General features: G+C 72.5%; 22 protein-coding genes and 3 tRNA genes. 21 read left to right on the top strand and 4 right to left on the bottom strand.

What is annotated here, in order from left to right; all coding sequences use genetic code 11:
* Positions 1–202 precede the first annotated feature (202 nt).
* The 13 genes from Sdi02f_RS07825 to Sdi02f_RS07885 all read left to right on the top strand — a co-directional run bounded on the left by Sdi02f_RS07825 (position 203) and on the right by Sdi02f_RS07885 (position 12,189).
* Complete coding sequence (locus tag Sdi02f_RS07825; RefSeq protein WP_030400165.1) at positions 203–643, top strand: NADH-quinone oxidoreductase subunit A; 441 nt, start codon at positions 203–205, stop codon at positions 641–643.
* A complete protein-coding gene (locus tag Sdi02f_RS07830; protein WP_030400166.1) occupies positions 634–1,263 on the top strand; it encodes an NADH-quinone oxidoreductase subunit B in 630 nt (209 codons plus the stop codon). Before Sdi02f_RS07825 ends, Sdi02f_RS07830 begins: the two co-directional genes overlap by 10 nt.
* A complete protein-coding gene (locus Sdi02f_RS07835) occupies positions 1,260–2,543 on the top strand; it encodes an NADH-quinone oxidoreductase subunit C (RefSeq protein WP_108933001.1) in 1,284 nt (427 codons plus the stop codon). Before Sdi02f_RS07830 ends, Sdi02f_RS07835 begins: the two co-directional genes overlap by 4 nt.
* Positions 2,540–3,508, top strand: coding sequence for a complex I subunit 1/NuoH family protein (locus Sdi02f_RS07840; protein ID WP_030400168.1), 969 nt, complete (start codon positions 2,540–2,542; stop codon positions 3,506–3,508). The genes Sdi02f_RS07835 and Sdi02f_RS07840 overlap by 4 nt, the downstream gene beginning before the upstream one ends.
* Before the next feature lie 2 nt (positions 3,509–3,510).
* Positions 3,511–4,074, top strand: coding sequence for a NuoI/complex I 23 kDa subunit family protein (locus Sdi02f_RS07845; RefSeq protein ID WP_030400169.1), 564 nt, complete (start codon positions 3,511–3,513; stop codon positions 4,072–4,074).
* A complete protein-coding gene (locus tag Sdi02f_RS07850; protein WP_055467494.1) occupies positions 4,071–4,679 on the top strand; it encodes an NADH-quinone oxidoreductase subunit J family protein in 609 nt (202 codons plus the stop codon). The genes Sdi02f_RS07845 and Sdi02f_RS07850 overlap by 4 nt, the downstream gene beginning before the upstream one ends.
* Positions 4,679–5,071: an NADH-quinone oxidoreductase subunit NuoK gene (nuoK, locus tag Sdi02f_RS07855; protein ID WP_108933002.1), complete on the top strand. Its 393-nt coding sequence runs from the start codon at positions 4,679–4,681 to the stop codon at positions 5,069–5,071. The genes Sdi02f_RS07850 and nuoK overlap by 1 nt, the downstream gene beginning before the upstream one ends.
* On the top strand, positions 5,068–7,062 hold the full coding sequence (locus Sdi02f_RS07860; protein WP_030400172.1) for an NADH-quinone oxidoreductase subunit 5 family protein: 1,995 nt from the start codon (positions 5,068–5,070) through the stop codon (positions 7,060–7,062). The genes nuoK and Sdi02f_RS07860 overlap by 4 nt, the downstream gene beginning before the upstream one ends.
* Positions 7,063–7,068: 6 nt before the next feature.
* Entirely contained in the window at positions 7,069–8,670 is a 1,602-nt protein-coding gene (locus Sdi02f_RS07865) for an NADH-quinone oxidoreductase subunit M (RefSeq protein ID WP_108933003.1), read from the top strand.
* Entirely contained in the window at positions 8,667–10,190 is a 1,524-nt protein-coding gene (locus tag Sdi02f_RS07870) for an NADH-quinone oxidoreductase subunit N (protein WP_108933004.1), read from the top strand. The genes Sdi02f_RS07865 and Sdi02f_RS07870 overlap by 4 nt, the downstream gene beginning before the upstream one ends.
* A 261-nt stretch (positions 10,191–10,451) precedes the next feature.
* A complete protein-coding gene (gene htpX / locus Sdi02f_RS07875; protein WP_030400175.1) occupies positions 10,452–11,315 on the top strand; it encodes a zinc metalloprotease HtpX in 864 nt (287 codons plus the stop codon).
* The gene (locus Sdi02f_RS07880) at positions 11,312–11,725 is read left to right on the top strand and encodes a YccF domain-containing protein (protein ID WP_030400176.1); all 414 of its coding nucleotides are present in this window, start codon (positions 11,312–11,314) and stop codon (positions 11,723–11,725) included. The genes htpX and Sdi02f_RS07880 overlap by 4 nt, the downstream gene beginning before the upstream one ends.
* Positions 11,726–11,922: 197 nt before the next feature.
* Complete coding sequence (locus Sdi02f_RS07885; RefSeq protein WP_030400177.1) at positions 11,923–12,189, top strand: GlsB/YeaQ/YmgE family stress response membrane protein; 267 nt, start codon at positions 11,923–11,925, stop codon at positions 12,187–12,189.
* Between the two features lie 132 nt (positions 12,190–12,321).
* Here Sdi02f_RS07885 and Sdi02f_RS07890 read toward each other — a convergent pair whose 3' ends face one another.
* Positions 12,322–12,810 (bottom strand): YajQ family cyclic di-GMP-binding protein, encoded by a 489-nt coding sequence (locus Sdi02f_RS07890; protein ID WP_030400178.1) that lies wholly within the window; start codon positions 12,808–12,810, stop codon positions 12,322–12,324.
* A 235-nt stretch (positions 12,811–13,045) separates the two neighbouring features.
* Between Sdi02f_RS07890 and Sdi02f_RS07895 the strand changes: the two genes are divergently transcribed.
* Positions 13,046–13,127: transfer RNA gene (locus Sdi02f_RS07895), tRNA-Tyr, on the top strand.
* Between the two features lie 102 nt (positions 13,128–13,229).
* Positions 13,230–13,448 (top strand): hypothetical protein, encoded by a 219-nt coding sequence (locus Sdi02f_RS07900; RefSeq protein WP_030400179.1) that lies wholly within the window; start codon positions 13,230–13,232, stop codon positions 13,446–13,448.
* 16 nt (positions 13,449–13,464) lie between these two features.
* Here the strand turns inward: Sdi02f_RS07900 and Sdi02f_RS07905 are convergent, their stop codons facing one another.
* On the bottom strand, positions 13,465–14,121 hold the full coding sequence (locus Sdi02f_RS07905; protein ID WP_031083321.1) for an NAD(P)H-binding protein: 657 nt from the start codon (positions 14,119–14,121) through the stop codon (positions 13,465–13,467).
* 67 nt (positions 14,122–14,188) lie between these two features.
* The gene (locus Sdi02f_RS07910) at positions 14,189–15,511 is read right to left on the bottom strand and encodes an amidohydrolase family protein (protein WP_053638088.1); all 1,323 of its coding nucleotides are present in this window, start codon (positions 15,509–15,511) and stop codon (positions 14,189–14,191) included.
* A 237-nt stretch (positions 15,512–15,748) separates the two neighbouring features.
* On the opposite strand from Sdi02f_RS07910, the gene Sdi02f_RS07915 reads away from it, so the two are divergent.
* From Sdi02f_RS07915 to Sdi02f_RS07940, 6 genes are all read left to right on the top strand, one after another.
* Positions 15,749–15,821, top strand: a tRNA-Thr gene (locus Sdi02f_RS07915).
* A gap of 46 nt (positions 15,822–15,867) precedes the next feature.
* A tRNA-Met gene (locus Sdi02f_RS07920) sits at positions 15,868–15,940 on the top strand.
* Between the two features lie 89 nt (positions 15,941–16,029).
* Positions 16,030–16,194, top strand: coding sequence for a 50S ribosomal protein L33 (rpmG, locus tag Sdi02f_RS07925; RefSeq protein ID WP_003948671.1), 165 nt, complete (start codon positions 16,030–16,032; stop codon positions 16,192–16,194).
* A gap of 101 nt (positions 16,195–16,295) precedes the next feature.
* Positions 16,296–16,748 (top strand): MaoC family dehydratase N-terminal domain-containing protein, encoded by a 453-nt coding sequence (locus Sdi02f_RS07930; protein WP_030400182.1) that lies wholly within the window; start codon positions 16,296–16,298, stop codon positions 16,746–16,748.
* A 6-nt stretch (positions 16,749–16,754) separates the two neighbouring features.
* Positions 16,755–17,207 (top strand): MaoC family dehydratase, encoded by a 453-nt coding sequence (locus Sdi02f_RS07935; RefSeq protein WP_370592288.1) that lies wholly within the window; start codon positions 16,755–16,757, stop codon positions 17,205–17,207.
* A 70-nt stretch (positions 17,208–17,277) separates the two neighbouring features.
* Positions 17,278–18,333, top strand: a complete 1,056-nt coding sequence (locus Sdi02f_RS07940; RefSeq protein ID WP_031083316.1) for a UDP-N-acetylmuramate dehydrogenase — start codon at positions 17,278–17,280, stop codon at positions 18,331–18,333.
* A gap of 434 nt (positions 18,334–18,767) precedes the next feature.
* Here Sdi02f_RS07940 and Sdi02f_RS07945 read toward each other — a convergent pair whose 3' ends face one another.
* Positions 18,768–19,799, bottom strand: a complete 1,032-nt coding sequence (locus Sdi02f_RS07945; protein ID WP_030400185.1) for an adenosine deaminase — start codon at positions 19,797–19,799, stop codon at positions 18,768–18,770.
* Between the last annotated feature and the right edge of the window lie 64 nt (positions 19,800–19,863).

Genomic DNA, 19,863 nt, shown 5'->3' on the forward strand with positions numbered 1-19,863 from the left:
CCCGTCAGCGTGCCGTGCGGCGCGGCACCGCGCCATGAGGTGGGCCGCCCGGCACGCACTGAGGAAAACCCCACCCCGCGTCTCAACCCGCGACGGGCTGCTTACCGTCTCTTTATCAGGCTCTAGACTCCCGTGCGTACGGATCGTCGGACGCCGCGTCCAGGACGGTCACGACGTTCACGACAGGGAGTGAGGGGCGCACGTGCCGGAACCGACCGTCGGCGACGCGACCGCCGGCGCCGTGACCACCGCCGATGCGACCGTCGGGCTCGCCGCGGACTACTTCCGGTCCTACTCGGTCGTCGGCCTGCTCGCCGTCGTCGGGGTGCTCTTCGTCGCCGTGGCCTTCGGCGCCGGACGCCTGCTGCGACCGGTGGTCCCGACCCCCGAGAAGCTGCTCACCTACGAGTGCGGCGTCGACCCCGTCGGAGAGGGCTGGGCGCACACCCAGGTCCGCTACTACGTCTACGCCTTCCTCTACGTCGTCTTCGCGGTCGACTCGATCTTCCTCTTCCCCTGGGCGACGGTCTTCGCCGACCCTGGTTACGGGGCCACGACCCTCGTGGAGATGTTCGTCTTCCTCGGGTTCCTCGCCGTGGGCCTGTTGTACGCATACAAGAAGGGCGTCCTGTCATGGACGTGAACCCCTCCGGTCCCGCACCCGCACCCGCTCCCGGGCCCGTGCCGCTGCCCGAGCCCAAGCGTCTGGGCACGCTCGCACGCCTCGCCCCGGAGCCGATGAAGGTCGTCCTGAACTGGGGCCGCCGCTACTCGCTCTGGGTCTTCAACTTCGGCCTCGCCTGCTGCGCGATCGAGTTCATCGCCGCGTCGATGGCCCGCCACGACTTCATCCGGCTCGGCGTCATCCCCTTCGCGCCGGGCCCGCGCCAGGCCGACCTGATGGTCGTCTCCGGCACGGTGACCGACAAGATGGCTCCGGCCGTCAAGCGCCTGTACGAGCAGATGCCCGAGCCGAAGTACGTCATCTCCTTCGGAGCCTGCTCCAACTGCGGCGGCCCCTACTGGGACTCCTACTCCGTGACGAAGGGCGTCGACCAGATCATCCCCGTCGACGTCTACGTCCCCGGCTGCCCGCCGCGTCCGGAGGCGCTGCTCCAGGGGATCCTCAAGCTCCAGGAGAAGATCGCGCGCGAGTCCCTGGGGGAGCGGTACGGCGCCTCGCCCCGGCCGTCGACGGCCGCGCTGCGCAGCGGGCTGGTGCGACCGCCCGCCCCGTCCTCCGACGCGGGGGAGGGGCGATGACCGCGGCCGGCTGGCTGCCCGCCGGCGCCGAGGAACTCTTCGGCCCGGACGCCACGGCGGAGGAGGCGTACGACCTCCTGACCGTCGACGTGCCGCCCGCCTCCTGGATCACCGCTCTGGAGACGGCGCGCGACCGCCTGGGCTGCACCTACTTCGACTGGCTGAGCGCGGTCGACGAACCGGGCACCGGGTTCCGCGTCGCCGCGCACGTCGCCGCGCTGGGACCCGTACGCCGGCTGCTGCTGCGCACGACCGTCCCGCACGAGGCCCCGGTCCTGCCCACCGCCGTGGGCGTGTACGCGGGCGCCGCCTGGCACGAACGCGAGACCCACGAGATGTTCGGGGTCGCCTTCGAGGACCACCCCGCCCTCGACCACCTGCTCCTGCCGGAGGGTTTCGAGGGCCACCCGCTGCGCAAGGACTTCGTCCTCGCCGCCCGCGTCGCCAAGGCCTGGCCCGGGGCCAAGGAGCCCGGCGAGTCCGAACACGGCGGCCCCCGTCGCCGCCAGATGCTGCCGCCGGGCGTCCCCGACCCCAACGAGTGGGGCCCGTCGAAGGGCCAGCTCCCTCCCGCTCCGGCCCGCGCGGGGCGGACGGCGGGGGAGCGCCCGGCCCGGCGTACCCGTACGGCGGCCGAGGCGTCGGCGGCGGTGTCGGCGCCGGGCGGCGAGGCCCCGGCCGCGCCGCGCCGCTCCCGTACGGCGGCCGAGGGCTCGGCCGGCCAGGCCGCCCCGGAGCCGCGCCCGCCCCGGCGTGCGCGCAGCGCGAGCCAGGGTTCCGCGTCCCAGCGGGCGGCCGGGCCGACGGACGCCTCGTCCCCCGCTCCGTCGACCGCCCCGACGGACGCATCGTCCACCGTCCCGACGGACGGGCCCGCCGCCGGTGCCACCGCCGCCGACGCCGCTGCCGGGCGGCGGGACGTCGGCGGTACCGCCCGCCCCCGGCGCAACCGGAGCGCGTCCCAGGGCTCGGCGAGCCGGCGGGAGGCACCGGAGTCCCGGCAGCAGGACGACGCGGGTTCCGGCGGCGCCCCCCGCAGCGGCGACGGGACCGGCACCCCGCCGGCGCCCGCCGAAAAACCGGCGCCGAAGCCGACGCCCTCGGCACCGCGCAGCCCGGACGCCCCGTGGCACCACGCCCGCCCGGCGTTCGACGAGCCCGGGGCCGCCCCCGAGGAGCCGGACGACGCCGAGGCGCCCGAGGCCCACCCGGACCCCGACACCGCCGACGACACCGACGTCCCCCGTGACCCCCCGAACCCCCCAGGAGGCCCGCAGTGAACGACGTGCTCGACGTCACCCTGCGCCTCCTGATCGTCTTCGTCGTCTTCCTCACCTTCCCCCTGATAGTCGGTCAGACGGAACACAAGGTGATGGCGCACATGCAGGGCCGCCTCGGCCCGATGTACGCGGGCGGCTTCCACGGCTGGGCCCAGCTCGTCGCGGACGGCGTGAAGTTCGCGCAGAAGGAGGACGTGGTCCCCGCCGACGCGGACCGCCGCATCTTCCAGCTCGCCCCGGCCGTGGCCCTGCTGCCGTACCTCCTCGTCCTTCTGGCCGTTCCCGTCGGTCCCGGGGAGGGCGCCGTCGGGCAGGTCGTCGACGCGGGCGTCTTCTTCGTCCTGGCCGTCATGGGCGTGGGCGTCCTCGGCTCGCTCATGGCCGGCTGGTCCTCGGCCAACAAGTTCTCCCTCCTCGGCGGCCTGCGCACCGCCGCCCAACTCCTCGCCTACGAACTCCCGATGCTGCTCACCGCCGCCTCCGTGGCGATGGCGGCCGGCACCGTCTCGCTCGTCGGCATCCTCGACGCCTTCGAGTGGTGGTGGCTGCCCTGGCAGATCGTCGGCGCGGTCGTCTTCTTCGTCGCCGGTCTGGCCGAGCTGCAGCGGCCCCCGTTCGACATGCCGGTCGCCGACTCGGAGATCATCTTCGGCGCCTACACCGAGTACACCGGCCTGCGCTTCGCCCTGTTCCTCCTCGCCGAGTACGCCGGGATCGTCGTCCTGTGCGGTCTGACCACCGTGCTCTTCCTGGGCGGCTGGCACGGCCCCTGGGGCGCCGACGGCCTGGGCTGGGTGTGGACCCTGCTCAAGGCGGCCGTCCTGGCCTTCGTCGTGATCTGGCTGCGCGTGACCTACCCCCGCCTGCGCGAGGACCAGCTCCAGAAACTGTCCTGGACGCTCCTCGTCCCCCTCTCCCTCGCCCAGATCGCCCTCACCGGCGTCGTCAAGGTGGTGATCCAGTAACCATGCCCCCCGTCCCCGGCTCCGGCCTGGCCAAGGGCCTGGCCGTCACCCTGCGCACGATGACGCGGAAGACCGTCACCGAGCAGTACCCGGACGCCCAGCCGGAACTGCCGCCCCGCACCCGCGGCGTGATCGGCCTGTTCGAGGAGAACTGCACGGTCTGCATGCTGTGCGCCCGCGAGTGCCCCGACTGGTGCATCTACATCGACTCCCACAAGGAGACGGTCCCGGCGGCCGCCCCCGGCGGACGCGAGCGCAGCCGCAACGTCCTCGACCGCTTCGCCATCGACTTCGCCCTGTGCATGTACTGCGGCATCTGCATCGAGGTCTGTCCTTTCGACGCCCTGTTCTGGTCCCCGGAGTTCGAGTACGCCGAGACCGACATCCGCGACCTCACCCACGAGCGCGACAAGCTGCGCGAGTGGATGTGGACCGTGCCGGCCCCGCCCGCCCTCGACCCCGGCGCGGAGGAGCCCAAGGAACTCGCCGCCGCCCGCAAGGCCGCCGACAGACTCGCCGCGCAGCAGCAGGCGGAGGACCGGACGGGGCAGGAGGACGGGTCATGACCCTCGCCGCCGCGTCCCACGGATTCCTGTCCCCGACCGGCGTGGAGATCGCCTTCCTCCTCGTCGGCCTCGTCACCTTCGGAGCCGCCGTCCTCACCGTCACCACCCGCCAACTCGTGCACGCGGCGCTGTGGCTGGTGGTGGCCCTCGGCGGCCTGGCCGTCGAATACCTGCTGCTCACCGCCGAGTTCATCGCCTGGGTCCAGGTCCTCATCTACGTCGGTGCCGTCGTCGTCCTCCTCCTGTTCGGCCTGATGCTCACCAGGGCACCCGTCGGCCGGTCCCCGGACGCCGACTCCGGCAACCGCTGGGCCGCCCTCACCGTGGCCGCGGCCTCCGCGGCGGCCCTGGTGTGGGTCGTCGTCGACGCCTTCCGCGCCACCTGGATCGACCTGGACGGCCCGGCCGCCGGCTCCACCGCCGTCACCGGGGCGAGCCTCTTCCAGAACTGGGTCCTGCCCTTCGAGGCCCTCTCCGTCCTCCTCCTCGCCGCCCTGGTCGGCGCCATCGTCCTGTCCCGCAGGGCCAAGGCGGAGCGCACCGCCGGCCCGCCCGCCGCCGGCCCGCCAGCCGCCCACGGTGCCGACAAGGGCGGTGTCCGCTGATGCACCTCGCCTATCCAGCCGTCCTGTCCGCCCTCCTCTTCTGCACCGGCCTCTACGGCGTCCTCGCCCGCCGCAACGCGATCCTCGTCCTGATGTCCGTCGAGCTGATGCTCAACGCCGTCAACCTCAACCTGGTCGCCTTCGACGTCTGGCTCAGCAAGGCCGCCGAGGAGACCCTGCACTCCGGCCAGGCCCTCACCCTGTTCACCATCGCCGTCGCGGCCGCCGAGATCGGCATCGGCCTGGCGATCGTCCTCGCCGTCCACCGCAACCGCGGCACCTCGGACATCGACCGGCTCCGCGACACCGCCGAGGGCCGCGAGCCGGACGGCCCCGACACCGACACCCTCGCGACCGGGGCGGCCGGCGAGAAGGCTGAGGCCACCGCGTGACCACGACCACCCTCGCCGTACTCGTCCCCCTCCTTCCCTTCCTCGGGGCAGCCGCGGGCCTCCTGCTGGGCCGGTCGGCGCCCGGATTCGTCCGTCCCCTCGCGGTCCTGCCCACGCTGGCGGCCCTCGTCCTCGCCGTCCTCGTCATGGCCCGCCAGGGCGGCGGCCGGGCCGTCGACGCCGTCACGGAACTGACGCCCACCGGCTCGGTCCCCGTCGAACTCGCCCTGCACATCGACGGCTTCGCCGCCCTCGTCGCCGTCCTGGTCGGCACCGTCGCCACCTGCGTGCAGATCTACTCGACGGGCTACCTGCGCGACGACCCGCGCTACGCCTCGTACGCCGCGCTCGTCTCCCTGTTCACCTCCGCCATGTTCCTCGTCGTCTACTCCGGCGACCTGATGGTGCTGCTCGTCGGCTGGGAAGTCATGGGCATCTGCTCGTACTTCCTGGTCGGCCACTACTGGGAGACCCCGGAGGCCCGCGCCGCCTCCCTCAAGGCCTTCCTGGTCACCAAGCTCGGCGACGTCCCCTTCCTGATCGGTCTGCTGGCGCTGGCCACCGAGGCGGGCTCCTTCCGCATCACCGAGATCCTCGGCGCGGTGGCCGGCGGATCGGTCGGCCACCCGACGGTGATCGCGCTGCTGCTCCTGGCCGGTGTGGCGGGCAAGTCCGCGCAGTTCCCGCTGCACACCTGGCTCCCCGACGCGATGGCGGGCCCGACGCCCGTCTCCGCGCTGATCCACGCGGCGACCATGGTCGCCGCCGGCGTGTACTTCGTCGCCCGGCTCCTTCCGCTCTTCGAGGCCTCGCGGGCCGCGATGGTCGTCCTCGCCGTCATGGCCGCCGTCACGATGGTCGGCTCCGCCCTCGCCGCCCTCGCCCAGGACGACATCAAACGCGTCCTGGCCTACTCGACGATCGGACAGCTCGGGTACATGACCGGCGCCCTCGCCACGGGCGACCGGGGCGCCGCCGTCTTCCACCTCCTGTCCCACGGCGCCTTCAAGGCGCTCCTGTTCCTGGCCGCCGGCGTGATCATTCACGCCGCCGGCACCAACTCGCTGGCCGCCATGTCCCGCATGCGGGGCCTGCGCGACCGTGTCCCGGACGCCTTCTGGACGATGACCGTGGCCCTGCTCGCGCTCGCCGCGATCCCGCCCTTCAGCGGCTTCTTCTCCAAGGAGTCCGTCCTCGGCGCCGCGGAGCACGTGGCCACCGGCCACACCGGGCACGCACCCGCCGCCGCGGGCTGGACCGTCCTCGTCGCCGCCCTGATCACGGCCCTGCTCACCGCCGCGTACGCGACCCGTCTGTGGCTGCTGGCCTTCCGCGGCACAGGTGCCGAGGCCCCCGACCACGGCCGGCAGCCGGTGGCCATGAACGCCGTGCTCTGGGTGCTCGCCGTCCCCTCACTCGCGCTGGGCGGACTCACCTTCCGGCTGCTGCCCGACTGGTTCGACGACAACGACCTCACCCCCGCCCTGACCACGTCCGTGCTCGGCACGGGAGTGGCCCTGGTGGGCGGCATCGTCACCTACGCCGCCTGGCGGCACACCACGGCGCTCGCGGACCGCACCCCGCTCGGCGCGGTCGCGGCCCACCCCGAGGGCGACGCCGCCCTGGTGGAGGCCGAGGTCATCGCCAGCCACCGGCCCGCCTACGGCAACCTCGCCTCTGCCCCCGACCCGTCCGACCCGGGACGGCTCCTGCTGGGCCCGGTGCACCGGCACGCGGCCGCCGGCTTCCACCTGGACGCGGTGTACTCGGCCCTCTTCGTCCGCCCGGTCCTGGCCGGAGCGAGCCTCGTCCGGTTCCTCGACCGGGAGGTCGTCGACACCTACGTCCGCGCGGCGGGCGCCCTGCCGAGGCTGCTCGGGGCCGCCGTACGACGTGCCCAGACCGGCAATGTGCAGACCTATGTGAGCGCGCTGCTCGCCGGCACCGTCGTCCTCGCGGTCGCCGCCGTCCTCGTCGCCACGGGAGCGTGAGCAGGCGTGATCGATATCAACGAGTCCGTGATGCGGGTCCTTCTCGCGTTCCTCGTCGTCGGCCCGCTCCTCGGTGCCGTCGCCGCCCTTCTGCCGGCCCCGCCCGGACTGAAGGGGAAGTCGCCCGAGCAGGCCGTGCTGCGGCACGGCGTCACCGTCACCGGCGCGGTCCTCGCCGCCGCGGTCGTCCTCGTCCTCGGCTTCGACCACGACCACCCGTCGAGGATGCAGGCGAGCACGGACATCAGCTGGATCCCCGCACTCGACGTGCGCATCCACCTCGGCATCGACGGCATCTCCCTCCCCCTCCTGGTCCTGACCGCGCTGCTGACCTTCCTCTGCGCGCTCTACTCGTACTCCAAGCAGCGACACGAGCCGACGCCGCGGGCCTCCGGGCCGAGCCCGAAGGCGTTCGTCGCGCTGCTGCTCGTCCTCGAGTCCGGCACCCTCGCCACCTTCGCCGTCCTCGACCTGATCCTCTTCTTCCTCGCCTTCGAGACGGTCCTCATCCCGATGTACTTCCTCATCGCCCGCTGGGGCGGCGCGGGACGGGCCGGGGCCGCCTGGAAGTTCATCCTCTTCACGCTCCTCGGCTCCGTCGTCATGCTGCTCGGCCTGCTCCTGATCGGGATCAAGGCGGGCACTTTCGACATGGTGGCACTCGCCACTGACAACGGCCGGTCGCTGACCACGTCCGTGCAGGTCACCGCCGTTCTGGCGATCGGGATCGGGCTCGCGGTGAAGACCCCGATGTGGCCGCTGCACAGCTGGCTGCCCGACGCCCACACCGCCGCGCCGACCGTCGGCTCGGTCCTGCTGGCCGGCGTCCTGCTCAAGATGGGTACGTACGGGTTCGTCCGCATCCTGCTGCCGGTGGCCCCGGACGGCTTCCGCACCTTCGCGCCCTACCTCGCCGCCTTCGCCGTCGTCGGCATCGTCTACGGCTCCCTGGCCTGCCTGGCCCTTGCCAGGAGAGGCGCGAAGGGCGACCTCAAGCGCCTCATCGCCTACTCCTCCGTCGGCCACATGGGCTTCGTCCTGCTCGGCATCGCGACCATGACACCGACCGGCGTCAACGGCGCCCTCTTCGCCAACATCGCCCACGGCCTGATCACCGGCCTGCTCTTCTTCGTGGTCGGCGCGCTCAAGGAGCGCACCGGCACCACCGACCTCGACACCCTCGCCGAGGAGTCCGGCCACGCCCTGTACGGCAAGGCTCCCCGGCTCGGCGGACTGCTCGCCTTCGCCGCGGTCGCCTCGCTGGGCCTGCCGGGGCTGGCCGGGTTCTGGGGGGAGATGCTCGCCCTGTTCGGTGCCTTCGACCCGCACGACGGCCTCAGCCGCCCCGCCTTCCTCACCTTCATGGCGATCGCCGCCTTCGGCACCCTGCTGACGGCCGCGTACATGCTGATCGTGGTCCGCCGCGTCTGCATGGGCGCGGTACGGCAGGACGCCCCGCAGCCGACGTTCGCCGACGTGCGCACGTACGAGTTCGCCGCCTGGACCCCGCTCGTCGCCCTCACCGTCGTCGCGGGACTGTGGCCCAGAACCCTGCTCGGGCTGACCGACCCGGCCGTGCAGCAGCTCCTCTCAGGAGGCACCCGATGAGCTTCCCGGCCCAGCCCCTGGCCCAGAGCGTCGTCCAGTCCGTCGACTGGCTCGCCATCGCGCCGCCCACCATCACGGCGGTCGTGGCACTCGTCGTCCTCGTCGCCGACCTGTTCGTCAAGGACGCCCGCAAGGGCCTGCTCGGCTGGATCTCGGTCGCCGGACTCGCGGCCGCCGCCCTCATGCTGCTGCCCCTGGTGAACGACGACCGCTCGACGTTCTGCCAGAGCGGAGAGGCCGGCGTCTGCAGCTACACCGCGGACACCTTCGCCCTCGCCATCCAGTTCCTGGTCCTCGGCGGCGCCCTGCTCACCGCCCTGCTGTCGGTCACCGCGGTGAAGGACGCCGACCGGCGGCTGCCCGAGGGCGAGTTCTGGTTCCTGCTGCTCTCCTCCGCGGCCGGCGCCGCCCTCCTGCCCGCCTCCCGCGACCTCGCGACCCTGATCGTCGCCCTGGAGGTCGCCTCCCTGCCCGCCTTCGCCCTCGTCGGCCTCCGGCAGGGCGACCGCAGGTCCTCCGAAGCGGCCCTGAAGTTCTTCCTGTCCTCGGTCACCGCGACCGCGGTCAGCCTCATGGGCATCAGCTTCCTCTACGCCACCACCGGCACCCTCTACCTCACCCAGGTGGCCGAGCGCATCCAGCACGTCGACGGGCAGTTCACCACCCTGGCCCAGACCGGCGTCGTCCTCACCCTCGTCGGCTTCGCCTTCAAGACGGCCGCCGTGCCCTTCCACTTCTGGGTGCCCGACACCTACGTGGGCGCACCCCTGCCGATCGCGGCCTACCTGTCCGTGATCGGCAAGGCGGTCGGCTTCTCGGGCCTCATCCTCGTCACCGTCGTCGCCCTGCCGTCCTACGCCGACGCCTGGGGCCCCGCGCTCGCGGCACTGGCCGCCCTGACCATGACCGTCGGCAACGTCGGCGCCCTCCGGCAGCAGGCCACGCGCGCGTACAGCGCGGTACGCCTGCTCGCGTGGTCGTCCGTCGGCCAGGCCGGCTACCTCCTGGTGCCGATCGCCGCCGCCGCGTACTCCGACGACCCCGAACGCTCGGTCGGCTCCACCGTCGCCTACGCGCTCATGTACGCGGCGGTGAACCTCGGAGCCTTCGCGGTGGCCGCCCTCGTGGGCCGCACCCGGGCCGCGAACCGTGTCGAGGACTACCGCGGCCTGTACGCGGCCAACCCCCTCACCGCCCTGCTCCTGGCCTTCTTCCTGCTCTGCCTCGCCGGACTGCCGCCCGGCGTCATCGGGCTCTTCGCCAAGGTCACGGTGTTCTCCGCGGCCGTCGACGCCGGACTCGGCTGGCTGGCCGTCGTCATGGCCGTCAACGTCGCGATCGCGCTCTTCTACTACCTCCAATGGACGGCACTGCTGTTCCGGGCACCCGAGGAGGCGACCGCCGGGCACCGTGTCCCGGCCCCCCTCACCGCCGCGATCACCGTGACAGCGGTGGTGGCCGTCGCCCTCTCCGGAGCGCCCCAGCTCATCCTGCGGTTCGCCGGCACCGGACTCTTCTGAGCGCCGCCGCCGGGCACGCGCGCGTACGGCACCCGGCCTCCACACGCGCGGGGAGCCCGCCACGGCGGTCACCCGTACGGCCCACACGCCCCGCGCGGGGCGCCGGGGAACTGGTGGCCCTCGCCTGGCGTTGACCAGTACGGAAGGGTCCACTGGACATGTCACCACGGCACCGGTGGCATCCGGAGACCAGGAAGCAACCACAGCGAGCGAGACCAGCAAGCAAAGGGTTCCCCTGCTGCACGACTTGGAGGGCGTACCGTGCACCGCCGGCACAACGGGCTCAGGACCGCAGTACTCCTCGGGGGACTGTCCGCGCTCATCATCGTCATCGGCAGCTTCTTCGGCCGAGCGGGGCTCGTCGTCGCCGTCCTCGTCGCCCTGGGCACCAACGCGTACGCGTACTGGAACAGCGACAAGCTCGCCCTCCGCGCGATGCGCGCCCGGCCGGTGAGCGAGTTCGAGGCCCCGGCGCTGTACCGCATGGTCCGCGAGCTCTCCACCCAGGCCCGCCAGCCGATGCCCCGCCTGTACATCTCGCCCACGGAGGCGCCGAACGCCTTCGCGACCGGCCGCAACCCGCGCAACGCGGCCGTGTGCTGCACCGAGGGCATCATGCGTCTGCTCGACGAGCGGGAGCTGCGCGGCGTCATCGGGCACGAGCTCAGCCACGTCTACAACCGGGACATCCTGATCTCCTCCGTCGCCGGTGCCCTCGCCTCCGTGATCATGTTCCTGGTCAACTTCGCCTGGCTCATCCCCGTCGGCCGGTCCAACGACGACGACGGACCCGGCCTGCTGGGCATGCTCCTCATCATGCTGCTCGGTCCGCTCGCCGCCACCGTCATCCAACTGGCCATCAGCCGCTCCCGGGAGTACGAGGCCGACGCCTCCGGCGCCCAGCTGACCGGCGACCCGCTCGCCCTGGCCGGCGCCCTGCGCAAGCTGGAACTGGGCACCAAGCAGCTCCCGCTCCCCCCGGAGCCCCGGCTCGAGACCGCCAGCCACATGATGATCGCCAACCCCTTCCGCCCGGGGCAGGGACTGTCCAAGATGTTCTCCACCCACCCGCCGATGGCGGAGCGAATCGCCCGGCTCGAAAACATGGCAGGTCGTCAGCAGTGAAGACCATCCTCAACGTCATCTGGCTCGTGCTCAGCGGCTTCTGGCTGTTCCTCGGCTACCTGTTCGCGGGCGCGCTGCTCTGCATCACGATCATCGGCATCCCCTTCGGCATAGCGGCCTTCCGCATCGGCGTCTACGCCCTGTGGCCCTTCGGGTACACGACGGTCGAGCGGCGCGACGCGGGAGCCCCCTCCTGCATCGGGAACGTGCTGTGGCTCGTCCTCGCCGGCTGGTGGCTGGCGCTCGGCCACATCGTCACCGGCATCGCGCTGTGCGTCACGATCATCGGCATCCCGCTCGGCATCGCCAACTTCAAGCTGATCCCCGTCTCGCTGCTCCCGATGGGCCGCGAGATCGTGCGCACGGACCAGCCCTTCACGGCGGGACCGACGCAGCGCACCGGTTGGTGACGAAGCGGTCGCCCGGGGCGGGAGCAATCCCGGCCCCGCCCCGGTGCCGTGTGCCCCGCCTGCCCCGCCCCGCCGACGGGCGCAACCACCCGGCCCGGTCGGAACGTCCTCTCCGGCAGAGGACATGAACATCACGGAGGAACTGGCCCGCAGCACTGGCACAGTGTGGGCACAGCGAGAAAGGGCAGGGTCACGGCATGACCGTCATCGGCTGGATCATCCTCGGACTGTTGGCCGGAGCCATCGCCAAGTTCCTGCTGCCGGGCCGCGACCCCGGCGGGATCGTCGGCACCACCCTCATCGGCATCGCCGGTGCGTTCATCGGCGGCTGGATTTCGGCCCGCTGGCTGGACCACCCGGTCAGCAAGGACTTCTACGACGGCGCGACCTGGGCCGCGGCGATCGGCGGTTCGCTGGTGCTCCTGGTCGCCTACCGGCTCCTGTTCGGCAACTCGCGCAACTGAACACACGGGCACCGGACGAAACAGAACGGGAGAGGGCGGACACCACAGGTGTCCGCCCTCTCCCGTTCTCTCCGCCGACGCGGCCCGCTCGCAGGCCCCGCGTCACCGGCTCAGCGCGTCACCGGCAGTGCCTCACCGGTAGTTCACGAACTGCAGAGCGAAGTCGAAGTCCTGGCCCTTCAGCAGCGAGATGACGGTCTGCAGGTCGTCCCGGCTCTTCGAGGAGACGCGCAGCTCGTCGCCCTGCACCTGGGCCTTCACACCCTTGGGCCCCTCATCGCGGATGATCTTGGCCACCTTCTTCGCGTTCTCCTGGGAGATGCCCTCCTCGATCGACGCGAAGATCTTGTACTCCTTGCCGGAGAGCTGCGGCTCGCCCGCGTCCAGAGCCTTGAGCGAGATGCCGCGCTTGATCAGCTTGGACTGGAAGACGTCGAGGATGGCGCTCACCCGGTCCTCGGAGTTGGCCTCCATGAGGATCTTCTCCCCGGACCACGAGATCGAGGCGCCCACACCCTTGAAGTCGTAGCGCTGCGAGATCTCCTTGGCGGCCTGGTTGAGGGCGTTGTCGACCTCCTGCCGCTCGACCTTCGAGACGATGTCGAAACTGGAGTCGGCCATGTCCTGTGGCTCCTTGTATCTGGGTGCGTGTCGGGCCGCGTATCGGCTCCGTACCGGCATACGTCGGCGGCCGCCGGGCCCGGCAGGGTCCTCGACCGCATCCGCCCAAGCCTAGCCACCCGGCGCTGCCCCGGCCGCGATCAATCGGGTGGCGAAGCACCCCTCCACATCGGGTATTGTTTACGTCGTTGCCACGGAGCACCGCCCCAAAGCGGTACGACGAGCAGCGAACCCCGGCGGTGTGCCCGAGCGGCCAAAGGGAGCAGACTGTAAATCTGCCGGCTCAGCCTTCCCAGGTTCGAATCCTGGCGCCGCCACACGGGAACGAAAGGGCCCCGTGACCTGCCCGAACAGCAGGTCACGGGGCCCTTCGTCATGAGTGGGTCCGTGGGCCGGGGGCGGCGGGGCAGACTGGGGTCATGGCCTCGTCCTCCCGCCGCAGAACCTGCCCCGAGTGCCGTCGCGAGATCGCCGTGGTCGCGGGGCGGTACGCGCGCCACGACCCGCCCGGCACACGGGGGAACGGCGAACTGGTGTCCTGTCCCGGTTCGCGCCGGCCGGCGCAACTGGGAGCGGTGCAGCCGTCCTTGGACGGGTACGTCGTCCCCGACTTCCCCGGACAGCTCCCCCTTTTCTGATTGCCGGCCCCCGCCCTCAGTTCCCGGCCACCGCCTTGACCGCCACCGACACGGGCGCCGAACCGCTGATCAGCTCCAGGGTCAGGCCGTTGGTGGCCGGGGTGTCGATCAGTTCCGCCAGGACGGCGGCGACGTCGTCGCGCGGGACCGGGCCCCGGCCGGTGCGCGCCTCCAGGCGTACGAGGCCCGTGCCCGCGTCGTCCGTCAGGGCGCCGGGGCGCAGGACCGTCCAGTCCAGGGCGTCCAGCGAGCTGACGTAGGCGTCGGCCTCGCCCTTGGCGCGCAGGTAGACGTCGAAGATCTCGTCCCCCTGGTGGCGGGGATCGGCGCCCATCGACGACACGATCAGGAAGCGCCGTACGCCCGCCCGGACCGCCGCGTCCGCGAAGAGGACCGCGGCCGCCTTGTCCACCGTGTCCTTGCGGGCCGCCCCGCTGCCGGGGCCCGCCCCCGCCGCGAAGACCGCCGCGTCGGCGCCCCGCAGCCGCTCCGCCACCTCGTCGACCGAGGCCGATTCCAGGTCCAGCACGACCGGTTCGGCGCCCGCCGCACGCAGGTCGTCGGCCTGCTCCGCCTTGCGGATGATGCCCGCCACCTCGTCACCGCGCCCGGCGAGCAACCGCTCCAGCCGCAGCGCGATCTGACCATGACCACCAGCGATGACAATGCGCATGTCTTCGACCGTACGCCCCGACGGCCGCCCCCGCCCCACGACTTCGCCCCCGGGCCCCGGCCGGCCCTCAGGCCGTGTCGCCGGGCCCGCCCTGTCCGCCGAGCCCGTCCGGCCGTCCGCGCCCGCTGCGCCCCTGCCGGGGCAGCCCCAGGTCGGGCGCGGTGCTGGAGTCGCCGTACTCCCGTACCGCGCTGGTCCGCGCCACCACGCGCCCCTGGTGCACGACGATCCGGCTGTACGCCAGCGACAGCGCGCCCGCCAGCCGGTCCCCGCGTACGGCGACGAGTTCGGCCGGGAAGCCCGCCTCCACCCGCACCTCGGGCAGGCCGAGGGCCGCCCGTGCCGCCGCGCTCACCGCGTCGTACGCCTCCCCGGGGCGCAGCCCGTGCCGTGAGGCCAGCAGGTACGCGGCCTCCAGGGGGTCGCCCCGCCCGACCGGGTTGGACACGTCCCGCAGCGCGCCGCTCCCCGCGGTGACCCGCACCCCGGCCGCCCGCAGCAGCCGTACCGGAGCCGTGCCGTCGGGGCGGTCGGAGGCCCCGCAGGCGCCCTGCGGCAGACAGACCACCGTCACCCCGGCCGCCGCGAGCTGGTCCGCGGCCCGGGAGACCACCTCGGCGGGGAGCCGGCCCAGGCCGTCGCAGGGGCCGACGGCCACCCCGGGCCGCAGCCCGCCCGCCATCGCCGCGAGCCGGGCCAGCCGCGCCGGGTCGGCGGCGTCCGTGTGCAGGTCGACCGGGCAGCCGTGCTCGGCGGCGACCTCCAGGACGGCCTCCACGTACCCCGTCGGATCGGGGTCGAGGTCCGGGCACCCGCCCACCACGTCCGCGCCCATCTTGACGGCGTCGCGCAGGATCGCCAGGCCGTCGGCACCGGCCACCCCGGTGAGCACCCGCGGCATCGCCACCGCGGTCAGCCCGGTGAGCCCGCGCAACGAGCGCCGGGTCCGCAGCACGGCGGTCAGCGCGCCGAGCCCGGCGACGTCGCCCACCCGCACGTGCGCCCGGAGCGCGGTGGCGCCGTGTCCGAGCTGGAGCAGGGCCGCCTCGGTGACCCGGCGCTGGACGTCCTCGGGGTCGTAGGAGACGGGGCCCGGGACGTCGGCCGTGAGCGCCGTGTCGGCGTGGACGTGCGGATCGGCGGGGGCGGGCAGGAGCAGGTAACCCCCCAGGTCCAGGTGACCGCCCGTCTCCGCCCGGCCGGCGGGGCCGGGCACGCGGTGTGGGGTCAGGCTGCCGGCCGTGCCCACCGCCTCGATACGCCCGCCGTGGAGCCGTACGTCCACGCTCCGGCCGTCGGCCAGCCGGGCCCCGGTGAGCAGGAGCGAGCCGCGGCCGGCGGAGCCCGAGGAGGAGGGCGAGTGGAAGGGCTGCGGCTGACTGTCGGGCATCGCGCTCTCCTCTGGGCTCGGGGCTGCGCAGTGGGGGACGCAAGATCACGCAGAGTGAGTCGAAGCCTAGGACGGTGATCAGCCCGTGGCGCGGAGGAGCGCAATAGTCGTACCGGCGCCGTCCGTCCCGTCTCAGCCCGTCCCGGCCCGTCCGGAAGCGGCCGGGACGGGACGGGGCAGGGTCGGCGAAACGGATTTGGGCGAACGGCGGGCGACCGTGTAATGTCTTCATCGCTCGCCCCAATAGCTCAGTCGGCAGAGCGTCTCCATGGTAAGGAGAAGGTCAACGGTTCGATTCCGTTTTGGGGCTCTGGTGTGAGAGGTTCCCGTCGCGAGGCGGGGCCCGATCGCATCACAGCGGTGTAGCTCAGTCGGTAGAGCAAGCGGCTCATAATCGCTGTGTCACCGGTTCAAGTCCGGTCACCGCTACTCTCAGTAGCCGATTGCGGGGTCGGTCCTTCAATCGGCTACTCTTTCCTGCGTTAATACCATCAATCCGTTCGTCAAGGAGCACTCACGTGGCTGCCACCGACGTCCGCCCGAAGATCACGCTGGCCTGCGTGGAGTGCAAGGAGCGGAACTACATCACCAAGAAGAACCGGCGTAACAACCCGGACCGACTGGAGATGAAGAAGCACTGCCCGCGTTGCAACGCGCACACCGCGCACCGCGAAACGCGATAAATCAGGCTCGTACACGAGGCCGTCCCCGAAACCTGGGGGCGGCCTCGTGTCGTTGTCACACGTACGAAGAGCAGTAGCAACAGCAGGAGGTTGCGAGGTCCATGGCGCTCGACCAGTCGTTCGTGGGGCGGAGTTACCCGCCCACCGCGCCCTATGAGGTGGGCCGGGAGAAGATCCGTGAATTCGCGGAGGCCGTGGGGGACGCCAATCCCGCGTACACCGACCCGGAGGCCGCGAAGGCGCTCGGTCACCCGGACGTGATCGCTCCGCCGACCTTCGTGTTCTCCATCACGTTCAAGGCGGCCAGTCAGGTCATCGCGGACCCGCAGCTCGGGCTGGACTACAGCCGGGTGGTGCACGGCGACCAGAAGTTCGCCTACGTCCGCCCGGTGCGGGCCGGTGACCGGCTCACCGTCACCTCGACCATCGAGGCGGTCAAGTCGATGGCCGGCAACGACATCCTGGACGTCCGCGGCGAGGTCCACGACGAGGCCGGGGAGCGCGTCGTGACCGCCTGGACCAAGCTCGTGGCCCGCGCGGCCGAGGAGGCCTGAGGACCCATGACGGAATCCGTGACGCGCCCCGTGCCGTCGAAGGTCGCCTACAGCGACGTCGAGGTCGGCACCGAACTGCCCGCGCAGAGTTTCCCCGTGGACCGCGCCACGCTCGTGCGGTACGCGGGTGCCTCCGGCGACTTCAACCCGATCCACTGGAACGAGAAGTTCGCCAAGGAGGTGGGCCTGCCGGACGTCATCGCGCACGGCATGTTCACCATGGCCGAGGCCATCCGCGTGGTCACCGACTGGACCGGCGACCCGGGCTCGGTCGTGGAGTACGGCGTCCGCTTCACCAGGCCCGTCGTCGTCCCCAACGACGACCGGGGTGCCGTGATCGAGGTCAGCGGCAAGGTGGCGGCCAAGCTCGACGACAACACCGTCCGCGTCGACCTCCTGGCCACCAGCGCGGGCCAGAAGGTCCTCGGCATGTCCCGGGCGGTCGTACGCCTGGCCTGACGGCCGCGGCGCCGCAGCCCGCGCTTCCCGCTGCGCCGGGCTGTCGGCGCCGTCTCGTAGTCTTGAGCGCGTGCAGGAACTCCACGACGCCCCCCTCGCCCCGCTGACCACCTTCCGTCTGGGCGGGCCCGCGACCCGGCTGGTCACGGCCACGACCGACGCCGAGGTGATCGCCGCCGTCCGCGAGGCCGACGACACCGGGACCCCGCTGCTGCTCATCGGCGGCGGGTCCAACCTGGTCATCGGCGACAAGGGCTTCGACGGCACCGCCCTGCACATCGCCACGCGCGGCTTCCGCCTCGACGGCACGACGCTCGAACTGGCCGCCGGCGAGATCTGGACCGACGCGGTCGCCCGCACCGTCGAGGCGGGCCTGGCGGGCGTCGAGTGCCTGGCCGGCATCCCCGGCTCGGCCGGCGCGACCCCGATCCAGAACGTCGGCGCGTACGGCCAGGAGGTCTCCGCCACGATCACCGAGGTCACGGCGTACGACCGCCGCAACCGTGAGACCGTCGCCCTCTCCAACGCCGACTGCGCCTTCTCCTACCGCCACAGCCGCTTCAAGGCCGAGCCCGAGCGGTACGTCGTGCTGCGGGTCCGCTTCGGGCTGGAGGACGCCGGGGGCCTCTCCGCGCCGCTGCGCTACGCCGAGACGGCCCGCGCCCTCGGCGTCGAGGCCGGCGACCGGGTGCCGCTGGCGACCGCACGGGAGACGGTGCTGAAGCTGCGGGCGGGGAAGGGGATGGTGCTGGACCCCTCGGACCACGACACCTGGTCGGCCGGGTCCTTCTTCACCAACCCGATCCTCACGGACGAGGAGTTCGCGGTGTTCCGCTCCCGCGTCGCCGAGCGTCTCGGTGACACCGCCGAGCCGCCCGCCTTCCCGGCCGGTGAGGGCCGCGTCAAGACCTCCGCGGCCTGGCTGATCGACAAGGCGGGCTTCACCAAGGGCTACGGTGCCGGTCCCGCGCGCATCTCCACCAAGCACACCCTCGCCCTGACCAACCGCGGTGAGGCGACCACGGAGGACCTGCTGGCGCTGGCCCGCGAGGTCGTCGCCGGCGTCCACGAGGCCTTCGGGGTGACGCTGGTCAACGAGCCGGTGACGGTGGGCGTCGCCCTCTAGGGCGGTGGCGCGTCCCGGCGTCGACCGGTGCCGCGGGGTGTGTGCGGGCGCGGGGAGAGCGCGGCCCGGCGCCGGCGGGGTGCCGCTGCGCCCACCCGTGCCGCCCCAGCGGCACGACTGCCCGCAGCTGGGGGGCGTGGCGACTGCCCGCAGCTGGCAGAGGGCGACGCGGCGGGGCAGCCGCGTACGGCGAGAAGGGGACGTGTCGGGGGGTGTCCGCCCGCAGCGGTTGGCGCGTCAACGGAGTCCACTTCTGTGGCCGACCGATTCCGCGCCGTTCCGAGGACGGACACCCCCCCCCGGCGCGGCCCCGACCCACCCACCACGCACGGCGCTACGCGCACCCCCACCCACCCCGCACAGGCGCCGCAGGCAATCGCACCCGCACCCCCACCGAACCCGCACCCCCACCGAACCGCACAGCCGCCGCAGGCCTACGCCGCGAGCCAGTCGTCCACCCCCGCCAGCAGCTCCGCCTTGGTCTTCTCCGGTGCCGCCGAGCCCCGTACCGACTGGCGTGCCAGTTCCGCCAGTTCCGCGTCCGTGAACCCGTGGTGCTCGCGCGCGATCTCGTACTGGGCCGCCAGCCGCGCCCCGAACAGCAGCGGATCGTCCGCGCCCAGCGCCATCGGCACCCCCGCCTCGAACAACTTCCGCAGCGGCACGTCCTCCGGCTTCTCGTACACGCCCAGCGCGACGTTCGACGCCGGGCACACCTCGCACGTCACCTGCCGGTCCGCCAGCCGCTTCAGCAGCCGCGGATCCTCCGCCGCCCGCACCCCGTGCCCGATCCGGTCCGCCTCCAGGTCGTCCAGGCAGTCCCGCACCGACGACGGCCCGGTCAGCTCACCCCCGTGCGGCGCGCTCAGCAGCCCCCCGTCCCGCGCGATCGCGAACGCCCGGTCGAAGTCCCGGGCCATACCGCGCCGTTCGTCGTTCGACAGCCCGAAGCCCACCACGCCCCGCTCCGCGTACCGCACCGCCAGCCGCGCCAGCGTCCGCGCGTCCAGCGGGTGCTTCATCCGGTTCGCGGCGACCAGCACCCGCATCCCGATCCCGGTGTCCCGCACCGTCGTCTCGACCGCGTCCAGGATGATCTCCAACGCCGGGATCAGCCCACCCAGCCGCGGCGCGTACGACGTCGGATCGACCTGGATCTCCAGCCACCCCGAGCCGTCCCGCAGATCCTCCTCCGCGGCCTCCCGCACCAGCCGCTGGATGTCCTCCGGCGTCTGCAGGCACGACCGCGCCGCGTCGTACAGCCGCTGGAAGCGGAACCAGCCCCGCTCGTCCGTCGCCCGCAGCTTCGGCGACTCCCCGCGGCCCAGCGCCTCGGTCAGCGCCTCGGGCAGCCGCACGCCGTGCTTGTCGGCCAGTTCCAGCAGGGTGGTGGGCCGCATCGACCCGGTGAAGTGCAGGTGGAGATGGGCCTTGGGCAGTTCAGAGACATCACGTACACGCTCCATTCCGTGATCCTGCCGTACGACACGCCCGGCCGGACAGCACTTTCCCCGTACGTGGTCTTGCTCG

This window comes from Streptomyces ardesiacus (assembly GCF_003112575.1).
GTDB lineage: Bacteria > Actinomycetota > Actinomycetes > Streptomycetales > Streptomycetaceae > Streptomyces > Streptomyces ardesiacus.

Bases quoted from the DNA above. Each gene is read 5' to 3' on its own strand.
- Sdi02f_RS07830 (WP_030400166.1), top strand. From the start codon at position 634: ATGGACGTGAACCCCTCCGGTCCCGCACCCGCACCCGCTCCCGGGCCC.
- Sdi02f_RS07835 (WP_108933001.1), top strand. From the start codon at position 1,260: ATGACCGCGGCCGGCTGGCTGCCCGCCGGCGCCGAGGAACTCTTCGGC.
- Sdi02f_RS07845 (WP_030400169.1), top strand. From the start codon at position 3,511: ATGCCCCCCGTCCCCGGCTCCGGCCTGGCCAAGGGCCTGGCCGTCACC.
- Sdi02f_RS07850 (WP_055467494.1), top strand. From the start codon at position 4,071: ATGACCCTCGCCGCCGCGTCCCACGGATTCCTGTCCCCGACCGGCGTG.
- nuoK (WP_108933002.1), top strand. From the start codon at position 4,679: ATGCACCTCGCCTATCCAGCCGTCCTGTCCGCCCTCCTCTTCTGCACC.
- Sdi02f_RS07870 (WP_108933004.1), top strand. From the start codon at position 8,667: ATGAGCTTCCCGGCCCAGCCCCTGGCCCAGAGCGTCGTCCAGTCCGTC.
- Sdi02f_RS07885 (WP_030400177.1), top strand. From the start codon at position 11,923: ATGACCGTCATCGGCTGGATCATCCTCGGACTGTTGGCCGGAGCCATC.
- Sdi02f_RS07890 (WP_030400178.1), bottom strand. From the start codon at position 12,810: ATGGCCGACTCCAGTTTCGACATCGTCTCGAAGGTCGAGCGGCAGGAG.
- Sdi02f_RS07900 (WP_030400179.1), top strand. From the start codon at position 13,230: ATGGCCTCGTCCTCCCGCCGCAGAACCTGCCCCGAGTGCCGTCGCGAG.
- Sdi02f_RS07905 (WP_031083321.1), bottom strand. From the start codon at position 14,121: ATGCGCATTGTCATCGCTGGTGGTCATGGTCAGATCGCGCTGCGGCTG.
- Sdi02f_RS07910 (WP_053638088.1), bottom strand. From the start codon at position 15,511: ATGCCCGACAGTCAGCCGCAGCCCTTCCACTCGCCCTCCTCCTCGGGC.
- Sdi02f_RS07930 (WP_030400182.1), top strand. From the start codon at position 16,296: ATGGCGCTCGACCAGTCGTTCGTGGGGCGGAGTTACCCGCCCACCGCG.
- Sdi02f_RS07935 (WP_370592288.1), top strand. From the start codon at position 16,755: ATGACGGAATCCGTGACGCGCCCCGTGCCGTCGAAGGTCGCCTACAGC.
- Sdi02f_RS07945 (WP_030400185.1), bottom strand. From the start codon at position 19,799: ATGGAGCGTGTACGTGATGTCTCTGAACTGCCCAAGGCCCATCTCCAC.